The 11,996-nt window shown below is 60.2% G+C and carries 13 protein-coding genes; all 13 read left to right on the top strand.

Annotated features, from left to right (window positions below):
* Position 1: 1 nt before the first annotated feature.
* The 13 genes from fdx to ACZYR5_RS03010 all read left to right on the top strand — a co-directional run bounded on the left by fdx (position 2) and on the right by ACZYR5_RS03010 (position 11,954).
* Positions 2 to 343 carry an ISC system 2Fe-2S type ferredoxin gene (gene fdx, locus ACZYR5_RS03070; protein WP_027619658.1) on the top strand — a complete coding sequence of 114 codons (342 nt, stop codon included), beginning with the start codon at positions 2 to 4 and terminating at the stop codon, positions 341 to 343.
* A 14-nt stretch (positions 344 to 357) separates the two neighbouring features.
* Positions 358 to 558 carry a Fe-S cluster assembly protein IscX gene (iscX, locus tag ACZYR5_RS03065; RefSeq protein WP_027619659.1) on the top strand — a complete coding sequence of 67 codons (201 nt, stop codon included), beginning with the start codon at positions 358 to 360 and terminating at the stop codon, positions 556 to 558.
* An 88-nt stretch (positions 559 to 646) separates the two neighbouring features.
* Entirely contained in the window at positions 647 to 1,072 is a 426-nt protein-coding gene (gene ndk, locus ACZYR5_RS03060) for a nucleoside-diphosphate kinase (RefSeq protein ID WP_003227894.1), read from the top strand.
* Positions 1,073 to 1,100: 28 nt separating this feature from the next.
* Complete coding sequence (gene rlmN / locus ACZYR5_RS03055; RefSeq protein ID WP_027619660.1) at positions 1,101 to 2,249, top strand: dual-specificity RNA methyltransferase RlmN; 1,149 nt, start codon at positions 1,101 to 1,103, stop codon at positions 2,247 to 2,249.
* A gap of 12 nt (positions 2,250 to 2,261) precedes the next feature.
* Entirely contained in the window at positions 2,262 to 3,020 is a 759-nt protein-coding gene (gene pilW / locus ACZYR5_RS03050) for a type IV pilus biogenesis/stability protein PilW (RefSeq protein WP_489087955.1), read from the top strand.
* Positions 3,020 to 4,012 (top strand): RodZ domain-containing protein, encoded by a 993-nt coding sequence (locus ACZYR5_RS03045; protein WP_489087956.1) that lies wholly within the window; start codon positions 3,020 to 3,022, stop codon positions 4,010 to 4,012. The genes pilW and ACZYR5_RS03045 overlap by 1 nt, the downstream gene beginning before the upstream one ends.
* A gap of 3 nt (positions 4,013 to 4,015) precedes the next feature.
* Positions 4,016 to 5,125 carry a flavodoxin-dependent (E)-4-hydroxy-3-methylbut-2-enyl-diphosphate synthase gene (gene ispG / locus ACZYR5_RS03040; RefSeq protein ID WP_489087957.1) on the top strand — a complete coding sequence of 370 codons (1,110 nt, stop codon included), beginning with the start codon at positions 4,016 to 4,018 and terminating at the stop codon, positions 5,123 to 5,125.
* 22 nt (positions 5,126 to 5,147) lie between these two features.
* Positions 5,148 to 6,437: a histidine--tRNA ligase gene (gene hisS / locus ACZYR5_RS03035; RefSeq protein ID WP_489087958.1), complete on the top strand. Its 1,290-nt coding sequence runs from the start codon at positions 5,148 to 5,150 to the stop codon at positions 6,435 to 6,437.
* Between the two features lie 40 nt (positions 6,438 to 6,477).
* Positions 6,478 to 7,119: a YfgM family protein gene (locus tag ACZYR5_RS03030; protein ID WP_489087959.1), complete on the top strand. Its 642-nt coding sequence runs from the start codon at positions 6,478 to 6,480 to the stop codon at positions 7,117 to 7,119.
* On the top strand, positions 7,112 to 8,263 hold the full coding sequence (gene bamB / locus ACZYR5_RS03025) for an outer membrane protein assembly factor BamB (RefSeq protein ID WP_489087960.1): 1,152 nt from the start codon (positions 7,112 to 7,114) through the stop codon (positions 8,261 to 8,263). The genes ACZYR5_RS03030 and bamB overlap by 8 nt, the downstream gene beginning before the upstream one ends.
* Positions 8,264 to 8,419: 156 nt before the next feature.
* Positions 8,420 to 9,883, top strand: a complete 1,464-nt coding sequence (gene der / locus ACZYR5_RS03020) for a ribosome biogenesis GTPase Der (protein WP_027619667.1) — start codon at positions 8,420 to 8,422, stop codon at positions 9,881 to 9,883.
* A gap of 143 nt (positions 9,884 to 10,026) precedes the next feature.
* Positions 10,027 to 11,175 (top strand): pyridoxal phosphate-dependent aminotransferase, encoded by a 1,149-nt coding sequence (locus ACZYR5_RS03015; RefSeq protein WP_489087961.1) that lies wholly within the window; start codon positions 10,027 to 10,029, stop codon positions 11,173 to 11,175.
* Positions 11,163 to 11,954, top strand: coding sequence for an amidohydrolase (locus ACZYR5_RS03010; protein WP_489087962.1), 792 nt, complete (start codon positions 11,163 to 11,165; stop codon positions 11,952 to 11,954). The genes ACZYR5_RS03015 and ACZYR5_RS03010 overlap by 13 nt, the downstream gene beginning before the upstream one ends.
* Positions 11,955 to 11,996 lie beyond the last annotated feature (42 nt).

Raw genomic sequence — 11,996 nt, 5'->3', positions numbered from 1 at the left:
GATGCCGCAGGTCATTTTTCTGCCCCACGAGAAGTTTTGCCCGGAAGGCCTGGTTGTCGACGCGGCCCCTGGCATCTCCATCCTCGAACTGGCCCATGAGCACCACATCGAGATGGAAAGTGCCTGTGGCGGCGTGTGTGCCTGCACCACCTGTCACTGCATCGTTCGCGAAGGCTTTGATTCGCTGGAAGAAGCGGACGAGCTGGAGGAAGATTTCCTCGATCGAGCCTGGGGCCTGGAAGCGCAATCGCGCCTGGCCTGTCAGGCCATCGTCGGTGAAGAAGACATCACCGTCGAAATCCCGAAATATTCGCTTAACCATGCGGCCGAAGCGCCGCACTGACTGGTAAGACTGTCATGAGCTACGGTTGGAATGATGTTCAACGCATCGCAGAAGAACTGGCTGAAGCCAAGCCGGATGTAGATCCGCTTTCGGTCAATTTCGTCGACCTGCAGCGATGGATCATGGAGCTGCCGGACTTTGACAACACTTCTGGCCGGGTCGGCGAGAAGGTGTTGGAAGCGGTCCAGGCGCTCTGGATTGAAGAAGTCGACTGATCGTCCTCGCAGGTTAGGCAATACCCAAGAACCCGCGTATAATTCGCGGGTTTAATTTTTCGCACATTACCGTTTCTGGAGTTACATCATGGCTGTTCAACGCACTTTCTCCATCATCAAGCCTGACGCCGTTGCAAAAGGCGCAGCTGGCGAAATCGTTACTCGTTTCGAAAAAGCAGGCCTGAAAGTTGTTGCTTCGAAAATGAAGCAACTGTCCAAAGCTGAAGCTGAAGGCTTCTACGCTGAGCACAAAGAGCGCGGTTTCTTCGGTGACCTGGTTGCTTTCATGATCTCCGGTCCAGTCGTTGTTCAGGTTCTGGAAGGCGAAAACGCTATCGCTCGCAACCGTGAGCTGATGGGCGCTACCAACCCTAAAGAAGCAGCTGCCGGCACCATCCGTGCTGACTTCGCTGAATCGATCGACGCCAACGCTGTACACGGTTCGGACTCCGAAGCCGCTGCTGCTCGCGAAATCTCGTACTTCTTCGCAGCTACTGAAGTAACCACTCGCTAAGCATTGGCTTAAGAGTGAAGGTGAATCCATGACTACATCGACTGTAAAAACCAACCTGCTGGGTCTGACTCAACAGGAAATGGAAAAATTCTTCGACTCAATCGGGGAGAAGCGTTTCCGTGCCGGTCAGGTAATGAAATGGATTCACCACCTTGGCGTCGATGATTTTGACGCCATGACGAACGTCAGCAAGGCCCTGCGCGACAAGCTCAAGGCCATTGCCGAAGTTCGCGGCCCCGAAGTGGTCAGCGAGGACATTTCCAGCGACGGCACCCGTAAGTGGGTGGTGCGCGTGGCGTCCGGCAGCTGCGTCGAGACCGTCTACATTCCCCAGGGCAAACGCGGCACCTTGTGCGTTTCGTCCCAGGCAGGCTGTGCCCTGGACTGCAGTTTCTGCTCCACCGGCAAGCAAGGATTCAACAGCAACCTCACCGCCGCCGAAGTCATCGGCCAGGTGTGGATTGCCAACAAATCGTTTGGCAGCATTCCGGCGACCGCCGAACGTGCCATCACCAACGTGGTGATGATGGGCATGGGCGAGCCGCTGCTGAACTTCGACAACGTCGTTGCCGCCATGCACCTGATGATGGACGACCTGGGCTACGGCATCTCCAAGCGCCGTGTGACCCTGTCGACCTCAGGCGTGGTGCCGATGATCGATGAGCTGTCCAAGCACATCGACGTATCCCTGGCGTTGTCGCTGCACGCACCGAATGACGCATTGCGTAACCAATTGGTGCCGATCAACAAGAAGTATCCGCTTAAGATGCTGCTCGAATCGTGTCAGCGCTACATGTCGTCCCTGGGCGAAAAACGCGTGTTGACCATCGAGTACACCTTGCTCAAGGACATCAACGATAAAGTTGAACACGCGGTTGAAATGATCGAGTTGCTCAAGAACGTACCGTGCAAGATCAACCTGATCCCGTTCAACCCGTTTCCGCATTCCGGTTACGAGCGGCCGAGCAACAACGCCATCCGTCGTTTCCAGGATCAACTGCATCATGCCGGCTTCAACGTCACCGTGCGCACTACGCGCGGCGAAGACATCGATGCCGCGTGTGGTCAATTGGTAGGGCAGGTGCTGGATCGCACCCGTCGTAGCGAACGTTATATCGCCGTGCGTGAATTGAGCGCCGACAACGATATGGCCCAAGACGCTGCGACCCGTAACTAAGAGAGGATCTCTATGTCCCTGCGCGTGGCGCTGCTCCTGCTGTTGGCCAGCCTTGCGACTGGCTGCGTGTCATCGGGCGGCAACGACCCGCTGCAGACCGGCAAGGGACGGGACGAAGCGCGAGCCGCCTATGTGCAATTGGGCATGGGCTACCTGCACAAGGGCATGACCGAGCAAGCGAAGGTACCGCTCAAGAAAGCGCTGGAGCTCGATGCTGCGGACGCCGATGCGAATGCTGCCCTGGGCCTGGTGTTCCAGGCGGAAATGGAACCGGCGCTGGCCGACCAGCATTTTCGCAAGGCACTGGCGGTGCGTCCCGGCGATGCGCGGATCCTGAACAACTACGGCAGCTTTCTCTATCAGCAGCAGCGCTACAAGGACGCCTACGAGCGCTTTGAGCAAGCCGCTGCCGACAGTCTCTACCCTGAACGTTCGCGGGTTTTCGAAAGCCTGGGCATGACGGCCATGAAGCTCGGCGAGCGTGATCTGGCCAGAGAACACCTGGAAAAAGCCCTGCGCCTGAATCGCCAGCAGCCACGAGCGTTGCTGGAAATGGCTGAGTTGTCGTTCGAAGACAGGCATTATGTGCCCGCGCGTGACTATTACGACCGTTTTAGCCTGCTCGCCGAGCAAAATGCACGTAGTCTATGGCTCGGCGTGCGGTTGGCCAGTGTGTTCGAAGATCGCGACAAGGCCGCCAGTCTGGGCCTGCAATTAACACGACTCTATCCCGGTACACCGGAATATCAGCAATACCTGTCGGAGCAATGATGAAAGCGGCGCATCCCGAAGTTGTAGCAGCGAATCGCGTGAACCCCGGTGAGACCTTGCGTCAGGGTCGCGAAAGCAATGGCTGGTCATTGGCAGAAGTGGCAGTAAAGCTCAATCTCACCGCAATCTCCTTGGGCAATCTGGAAGCTGGCGCGTTCGACAAGCTGCCAGGGCATACCTTTGCCCGCGGCTATATCCGTGCCTATGCCAAATTGCTCGGCATGGACCAGGCCGTTCTGGTCCAGCAGTTCGACCAGCACACCGGCACCGACGCCCAGGGCAGCAACGTGCACAGCCTGGGGCGTATCGAAGAGCCAAGCCGTATTTCCCATACCATTTTGCGCATCGTCAGCCTGTTGCTGCTGATTGCTGTCGTCGGCGGCGGTTTTGTCTGGTGGCAGGATCAAACCTCCTTGCGCACCAAGGACCTGATCGGTCTGAACCCGGAACACGTTGAAGTCGAGGGCGCCGACGGCACCACGCAGATTCATCCGCTCGACGAGCCGGAAGATCAAGCGGTGGTCGAGGCGCAAACCGAGGCGGCGACGCCGTTGGCTCTGCCTGAAGGCACCAGCACTGCACCGGCTGCAGAAGCGGCTCCAGTGGCACCTGCCGCGACGGCTACAGCGCCGGCAGTGACTGCGCCGGCCGTACCTGTGGCTCCGCCGGCGCCGGTCGCAGCGACGCCTGCTGTTCCCGCGCCCGTAGCCCCGGTTGCGACAGTGGTTGCGCCATCGACTCCGGTCGCCGGTTCTGGCCAGGTGAATATTCAATTCGTCGCCGATTGCTGGACCCAGGTGACAGACGGCAACGGAAAAGTGCTGTTCAGTGGTCTGAAGCGTAAAGGCGACAGCGTCGATGTCAGCGGCAAGCCACCGTTCGCCGTCCGCCTGGGCTTCGCCCGTGGCGCTCAGGTTTCCTACAACGGGCAGGCGGTCGATATCGCTCCGTTCACCAGTGGCGAGACTGCTCGCCTGAAGTTGGGTCAATAAGTCATGCACGGCGAATCTCCAATCAAACGTCGCGAATCCCGCAAGATCTGGGTCGGTTCGGTACCGGTGGGCGGTGATGCGCCTATCGCCGTGCAGAGCATGACCAACAGCGATACCAACGACGTCGCGGCCACCGTGGCGCAGATCAACCGCCTGGAAGCGGCAGGCGTCGATATCGTGCGGGTTTCCGTTCCAGACATGGACGCGGCCGAAGCCTTCGGCAAGATCAAACAACTGGTCAAGGTGCCGTTGGTTGCCGACATTCATTTCGACTACCGCATTGCTTTGCGTGTGGCCGAACTGGGCGTCGATTGCCTGCGTATCAACCCGGGCAACATCGGTCGCGAAGACCGGGTTCGCGCTGTGGTTGACGCGGCACGTGACCGCGGGATCCCGATCCGCATCGGCGTGAACGCCGGTTCCCTGGAAAAAGACCTGCAGAAGAAATACGGCGAACCGACGCCGGCAGCGCTGGTGGAATCGGCCTTGCGCCATGTCGAGCACCTTGAGCGCCTGAATTTCCAGGACTTCAAGGTCAGCGTGAAGGCCTCCGACGTGTTCATGGCCGTCGAAGCCTACCGCCTGCTGGCCAAGGAAATCGTCCAGCCGCTGCACCTGGGTATCACCGAAGCCGGTGGTTTGCGCTCGGGCACGGTGAAATCCGCCGTGGGCCTCGGTATGCTGCTCGCCGAAGGGATTGGCGATACTATTCGCATCTCGTTGGCGGCCGACCCGGTCGAGGAAGTGAAAGTCGGCTATGACATCCTCAAGTCCCTGCACCTGCGTTCCCGTGGCATCAACTTCATCGCCTGCCCGAGCTGCTCGCGGCAGAACTTCGATGTGGTCAAGACCATGAACGAGCTGGAAGGGCGCCTTGAAGACCTGCTGGTGCCGCTGGATGTCGCGGTCATCGGTTGCGTGGTCAACGGTCCGGGTGAAGCCAAAGAGGCGCACATTGGCCTGACGGGCGGCACGCCGAACCTGATTTACATCGACGGCAAGCCGTCGCAGAAGTTGACGAATGACAATCTGGTGGATGAGCTGGAACGGCTGATTCGCCAGAAAGCGGCCGAAAAGGTCGAAGCCGAAGCGGCGCTGATCGCCCGCGGCTGATCAAACGAATTAAGGAATCTTTGTGAGCAAGTCTCTGCAAGCCATTCGTGGCATGAACGACATCCTGCCCGATCAGACCCCGCTGTGGCGTCACTTCGAAGGCACCGTTTCGCGTCTGCTGGATAACTACGGTTACAAGCAGATCCGCATGCCAATCGTCGAGTTCACCGAGCTGTTCAAGCGTTCGATCGGTGAAGTGACCGACATCGTCGAAAAAGAGATGTACACCTTCGACGACCGCAACGGCGATTCCCTGACCCTGCGTCCGGAAGGCACTGCCGCCTGTGTACGCGCGGTGCTGGAGCACGGCATCACCGGTGGTGGCCAGGTGCAGAAGCTCTGGTACATCGGCCCGATGTTCCGCCACGAGCGTCCGCAGAAAGGCCGTTATCGCCAGTTCCACCAGATCGGCGTCGAAGTGTTCAACCTCGACGGTCCGGACATCGACGCTGAGCTGATCGTGCTGACCTGGCGCCTGTGGGGCGAGCTGGGCATCCGCGATGCGGTGAAACTCGAGCTCAACAGCCTGGGCACCAGCGAGTCCCGTGGTCGTTACCGTGAGGCGCTGGTGGCGTTCCTCTCGCAACACCTGGACAAGCTCGACGAAGACAGCCAGCGCCGCCTGAAGACCAACCCGCTGCGCGTGCTCGACACCAAGAACGCCGAGACCCAGGCGATCCTGGTCGATGCGCCGAAGATGGCCGACTACCTCGACGACGAGTCGCGCGCGCACTTCGAAGGCCTCAAGGCGCGCCTGGATGCCGCGGGCATTCCTTATGTGATCAACCCGAAGCTGGTGCGCGGGCTGGATTACTACAGCAAGACCGTTTTCGAATGGGTCACCGACAAACTCGGCGCCCAGGGCACCGTGTGCGCGGGCGGTCGTTACGACGGCCTGGTCGAGCAGATGGGCGGCAAGCCGACCACTGGCGTCGGTTTCGCCATGGGCATCGAGCGTCTGGTGCTGCTGCTGGAAACCCTGGAGCAAATTCCGGAAGAAATCTCCCGTCAGGTCGATGTCTACCTGTGCGCGTTCGGCGAAGCGGCCGAGCTGGCCGGGCTGGCGTTGAGCGAGCGGGTGCGTGACCAGTTGCCCAACCTGCGCCTGCAAGTGAATGCCGGCGGTGGCAGCTTCAAGAGCCAGTTCAAGAAAGCCGACAAGAGCGGTGCACTCTACGCACTGATCCTGGGTGACGACGAAATGGCCCAGCAAGTGGTAGGTTTCAAACCCCTGCGTGGCCAGGGCGAACAACAAAGCATTGCCTGGGACGCGCTTGCCGCTCACCTGGCCACCTGCGTCGTGCAGGGTTGAAGCTGTCAAACAGCCGATTTAGCGAATAAGGAGTATTGGGGTGTCGAGTACCGAAGATGAACAGCTGGCGGATTTGAAGGACTGGTGGACGCGCAACGGTAAACCCCTGGTCACTGGCGGCCTGTTGGCGCTGGTCATCGTGTTCGGCTGGCAGGCGTTCCAGAAGTATCAGAGCAATCAGTCGCAAGGCGCCTCGATGCTCTATCAGCAACTGCTGGAAACCACCCTGACCCCGGACGGCAAGCCTGACGCAGCCCGTGTAGCGGACCTGGCGAACAAGCTCAACAGCGAGTTCGGCGGCAGCGCCTACGCCCAGTACGGCAGCCTTTTCGTGGCCAAGGTCGCGGTTGACAGCGGCAAGCTCGACGACGCAGCGACTGAGCTGAAAGCGGTTGCCGACAAACCGGCCAATCCGGCCCTGGGCGAAGTGGCGCGTCAGCGTCTGGCTCAGGTTCTGGCTGCGCAGAACAAGCCTGAAGATGCCCTGAAGCTGTTCGAAGGCGATGCCGACAAGGCGTTCCTGGCCACGCGCGAAGAGCTCAAGGGTGACCTGCTGGTGCAGTTGGGTCGTACCGACGAAGCCCATGCAGCGTACGAAAAAGCCAAGGCGGCACTGTCGGATGAAGCGGCAGTCGGCGGCCTGCAAATCAAGCTGGATGACCTGGCCAAAGGGGATGCGTGACGTGATTCGTTGGAAACATGCAGCATTGCTGGCCCTGGCCATTCTGGCCGCGGGTTGCAGCAGCAACAGCAAAAAAGAATTGCCACCGGCCGAACTGGTCGACTTCAAGGAAGAAGTGGTCCTGCAAAAGCAGTGGAGTCGTTCGATCGGTGACGGTCAGGGCGAAACCTACAACATGCTGGTGCCGGCGATCGACGGCGACACCATCTATGCCGGCGACGTAAACGGCATCGTCGTGGCCATGGATCGCGGCAATGGCGACGTCAAGTGGAAGAAAGACCTCGAACTGCCAGTTTCCGGCGCCGTGGGCGTGGGTTACGGGCTGGTCATGGTCGGCACCCTGCGCGGCGAAGTGGTTGCCCTGGATGCCAACTCCGGTGATGAGCGCTGGCGCGCCCGAGTGACCAGCGAAGTGCTGGCGCCACCGGCAAACAACGGTGACGTGGTAGTGGTGCAGACCCAGGACGATCGCGTGATCGGCCTGGATGCCTCCACCGGTGACCAGCGTTGGGTCTACGACAGCACGCCTGCCGTTCTGACCCTGCGCGGCACCAGCGCGCCGATCGTGACCAACCGCCTGGCGCTGGCCGGTCTGTCGACGGGCAAGGTCGTGGCGTTGAACATCAGCAACGGTGTGCCCGTGTGGGAAACCCGCGTGGCAATCCCGCAAGGTCGTTCGGAGCTGGACCGCGTGGTCGATATCGACGGCGGCCTGCTGCTGTCGGGCGGCACCCTGTACGTCGCCAGCTACCAGGGCCGTGTTGCGGCACTGGACCTGGAGAGCGGTCGTCAGCTGTGGCAGCGTGATGCTTCCAGCTACGCCGGTGTCGCCCAGGGGTTCGGCAACGTTTACGTGAGCCTGTCTTCGGGCACGGTTGAAGGCGTCGACGAGCGTTCCACCACGGCATTGTGGAGCAACGACTCGCTGGCCCGTCGTCAACTGTCGGCGCCGGAAGTGTTCTCCAGCTATGTAGCAGTCGGTGACCTGGAAGGTTACCTGCACCTGTTGAGTCAGGTGGATGGCCGTTTCGTCGGCCGTGAACGCATCGACAGCGATGGCCTGCGCGCCCGTCCGCTGGTGGTGGGTGACACGATTTATGTGTATGGCAACAGCGGCAAACTGGAAGCCCTGACCATCAAGTAAGGACTATGCTTGGGGGTAATACCCCAGGCGGCTACACCTGTCTGTAGGAGCGAGCAAGCTCGCTCCTACAGGAATGCGTCCAGGGAAGCCCTCGAGCACCAGCCGCTGCCATGCAGCGGCTTTTGTATTTTCTGAAATATCGAAGTGGAGAGCCGCATGGTTCCCGTAATCGCCCTGGTGGGCCGACCGAACGTCGGCAAGTCCACCATGTTCAACCGCCTGACCAAAAGCCGCGACGCTATTGTCGGCGACCTTTCCGGTCTGACCCGTGATCGCCAATACGGTGAGGCAAAGTGGCAAGGGCGCTCCTATATCCTGGTCGACACCGGTGGTATTTCCGGTGACGAACACGGCATGGACGAAAAGATGGCCGAGCAGTCGCTGCTGGCCATCGAAGAAGCCGATGTCGTTCTGTTCCTGGTAGACGCCAAGGCGGGCTTCACCGCCGCCGACCAGATGATTGCCGAGCACTTGCGCAAGCGCAACAAACGTTCCCTGCTGGTGGCCAACAAGATCGACAACATCGATCCTGAAATGGCCCGCGCCGAATTCGCCCCACTGGGCATGGGCCACGCCATCGGTGTGGCTGGTGCGCAAGGTCGCGGTGTCAACACGTTGCTGGAAGCCGCCCTGGGCGAATTCCCGCGTGACACCGAAGAAGAGGATCTGAACGCCAACGTCGCCGAAGGCGAAGAAGCAGTGCGGATTCCTGGCCCGAGCGAAAAAGATGGCATCAAGATCGCCATCATCGGTCGCCCGAACGTCGGCAAGTCGACCCTGGTCAACCGTATGCTCGGTGAAGACCGGGTCATCGTCTACGATCAGCCAGGCACCACCCGCGACAGTATCTACATCCCGTTCGAGCGTAACGACGAGAAGTACACGCTGATCGACACCGCCGGTGTGCGCAAGCGCGGCAAGATCAACGAGGAAGTTGAAAAGTTCTCGGTGGTCAAAACCCTGCAGGCGATCAAGGACGCCAACGTGGTGATCTTCGTGATGGATGCCCGCGAAGGCGTGGTAGACCACGACCTGAACCTGCTGGGCTTTGCCCTGGAAGCCGGTCGCGCCATCGTTATCGCGCTGAACAAGTGGGACGGCATGACCCCGTCCGAGCGTGATTACGTGAAGGTCGAGCTGGAGCGCCGGTTGTTCTTCGTCGACTTCGCCGACATCCACTTCATCTCGGCCCTGCACGGCACTGGCGTGGGTAACCTGTATCAGTCGGTACAGAACTCGTTCAAGTCGGCGATCACCCGCTGGCCGACCAACCGCCTGACCCAGATTCTCGAAGACGCGGTCAGCGAGCACGCGCCACCGATGGTCAACAACCGCCGGATCAAGCTGCGTTATGCGCACCTGGGTGGGGCCAACCCGCCGCTGATCGTGATCCACGGTAACCAGATCGAGAAGGTCCCGAACTCCTACGTGCGGTACCTGGAGAACACTTACCGCCGGGTGCTGAAGCTGGTCGGTACGCCGATCCGCATCGAGTTCAAGGGCGGCGAGAACCCGTACGAAGCGAACAAGAACTCGCTGACCGACCGGCAGGTCAACAAGAAGCGTCGTTTGATGTCGCACCACAAGAAGGCCGACAAGAAGCGTCGTGATAAGCGATAAACGCAGCTATGAGTGGCAAGCTTTAAGCTTCAAGTAAAAGCAAAAGGGTCCCGTTCGGGGCCCTTTTTTGTGGGCGCGGTTTTGTGGCTTGACCGCTTGCAGCTTGTCCCTTGAAACTGGCTGTTCACCCCGGAGTTTCGTCGATGATCACCAGCAAATTGCCGAATGTCGGCATCACCATTTTCACGCAGATGTCGCAACTCGCGGCGCAGACCGGCGCGCTCAATCTGTCCCAGGGATTCCCCGATTTCGCGGCCCCCCAGGCACTGTGCGATGCGGTCGGCCGGCATATTGCCAATGGTCATAACCAGTATTCACCCATGACCGGGCTGCCGGTGCTGCGTGAGCAAATCGCCCTCAAGGTCGCCCGCAGTTACGGCGTTCAGGTGGACGTGGACACTGAAGTGACCGTGACTCCCGGCGCCACGGAGGCGATTTTCTGTGCGATTCAGGCGGTTATCCACAGCGGTGACGAAGTCATCGTGTTTGACCCTGCCTACGACAGCTACGAGCCCTCGGTGGAGTTGGCCGGTGGGCGTTGCGTGCATGTGCAGCTGGGCCTGGACGACTTCACTATCGACTTCGACAAGCTGGCCCAGGCATTGAGTCCGCGCACACGGATGATCATCCTCAACAGCCCGCACAACCCCAGCGGTGCCTTGATCAGCCGTGCTGAACTCGACCGGTTGGCGGCGTTGATCCGTGATCGCGATATCTACCTGATCAGCGACGAAGTCTACGAACACCTGGTGTACGACGGTGTGCCCCATGCCAGCGTCCTGGCCCATGAGGAGCTGTATCAGCGTGCATTCGTGGTCAGCTCGTTCGGCAAGACGTACCACGTCACCGGCTGGAAAACCGGCTATGTGGTCGCACCGCCGGCCCTCACGGCGGAACTGCGCAAGGTGCACCAGTACGTGAACTTTTGCGGGGTGACACCGCTGCAATATGCCCTGGCCGATTTCATGGCCGAGCATCCGGAACACATTGAAGAACTGCCCGGTTTTTACCAGGCCAAGCGCGATCTGTTCTGCGATCTGCTGGCGCCTTCGCGCTTCAGTTTTACCCGGTCAACCGGCACTTACTTCCAGCTGGTCGATTACTCACAGATCCGTCCCGACCTCAATGATGTCGAGATGGCCCTGTGGATGACCCGCGAGCATGGCGTAGCCAGTATCCCGATTTCCGTGTTCTACCAGACGCCGCCTGAGGGTCAGCGCCTGGTGCGCCTGTGCTTCGCCAAGCGAGAGGAGACCCTGCGTGAAGCAGCGGTGAAACTATGCGCGATCTGAGCAGCTTGCCCAAACTTACCGTGGCATTGATCCAGACCACGTTGGCCTGGCACGACCGCCAGGCCAATCTCGAGCATTTCGAACAACTGCTGGAGCAGGCCCGTGGCGCCGACCTGGTGATCCTGCCGGAGATGTTCACCACCGGCTTTTCCATGGAGTCTGAAACCCTTGCCGAGACAGAAAACGGCCCAACCAGTAAATGGTTGCGGGCTCAGGCCGCCAAGCTGGATGCGGTGATCACCGGCAGCGTGATCGTTCAGGCGGCGGATGGCAGTCACCGTAATCGCTTGTTGTGGGCACGTCCCGATGGCGAAGTGTGGCATTACGACAAGCGCCACTTGTTCCGCATGGCCGGCGAGCACAACCACTACACCCCCGGCGAGCGCCAGGTGCAGTTCGAGCTCAAGGGCTGGCGGGTGCGTCCGCTGATTTGCTACGACCTGCGTTTCCCGGTGTGGAGCCGTGATCCCCAAGACACCGATTTGTTGCTGTACACCGCCAACTGGCCGGGTGCACGTCGCTTGCACTGGAACCGGCTGTTGCCGGCGCGGGCCATCGAAAACCTGTGTTATGTCGCCGCGGTAAACCGTGTTGGCACCGACGGCAAGGGCTTCGCCTATACCGGCGACAGCCAGGTCCTGGACTTCCAGGGCGAGACGCTGCTCAGTGCCGGCGAGGCGGACGGGGTGTTCAAGGTAGTGCTCGATGCGGCCGAATTGGCGGCTTATCGGGCGCGGTTTCCGGCGAATCTGGATGCCGATACCTTTGAGTTCACCTGAGTTCTTTGTTGCCTGACAGATCTCTTCGCGAGCAGGCTCGCT

This window comes from Pseudomonas sp. F007 (assembly GCF_057814275.1).
The sequence above is the reverse complement of the archived record's forward strand: the minus strand, read 5'-3'. Positions and strand labels throughout refer to the sequence as shown.

Coding starts and splice junctions, on each gene's coding strand:
- fdx (WP_027619658.1), top strand. CDS start 2: ATGCCGCAGGTCATTTTTCTGCCCCACGAGAAGTTTTGCCCGGAAGGC.
- iscX (WP_027619659.1), top strand. CDS start 358: ATGAGCTACGGTTGGAATGATGTTCAACGCATCGCAGAAGAACTGGCT.
- ndk (WP_003227894.1), top strand. CDS start 647: ATGGCTGTTCAACGCACTTTCTCCATCATCAAGCCTGACGCCGTTGCA.
- rlmN (WP_027619660.1), top strand. CDS start 1,101: ATGACTACATCGACTGTAAAAACCAACCTGCTGGGTCTGACTCAACAG.
- pilW (WP_489087955.1), top strand. CDS start 2,262: ATGTCCCTGCGCGTGGCGCTGCTCCTGCTGTTGGCCAGCCTTGCGACT.
- ACZYR5_RS03045 (WP_489087956.1), top strand. CDS start 3,020: ATGAAAGCGGCGCATCCCGAAGTTGTAGCAGCGAATCGCGTGAACCCC.
- ispG (WP_489087957.1), top strand. CDS start 4,016: ATGCACGGCGAATCTCCAATCAAACGTCGCGAATCCCGCAAGATCTGG.
- bamB (WP_489087960.1), top strand. CDS start 7,112: ATGCGTGACGTGATTCGTTGGAAACATGCAGCATTGCTGGCCCTGGCC.
- der (WP_027619667.1), top strand. CDS start 8,420: ATGGTTCCCGTAATCGCCCTGGTGGGCCGACCGAACGTCGGCAAGTCC.
- ACZYR5_RS03015 (WP_489087961.1), top strand. CDS start 10,027: ATGATCACCAGCAAATTGCCGAATGTCGGCATCACCATTTTCACGCAG.
- ACZYR5_RS03010 (WP_489087962.1), top strand. CDS start 11,163: ATGCGCGATCTGAGCAGCTTGCCCAAACTTACCGTGGCATTGATCCAG.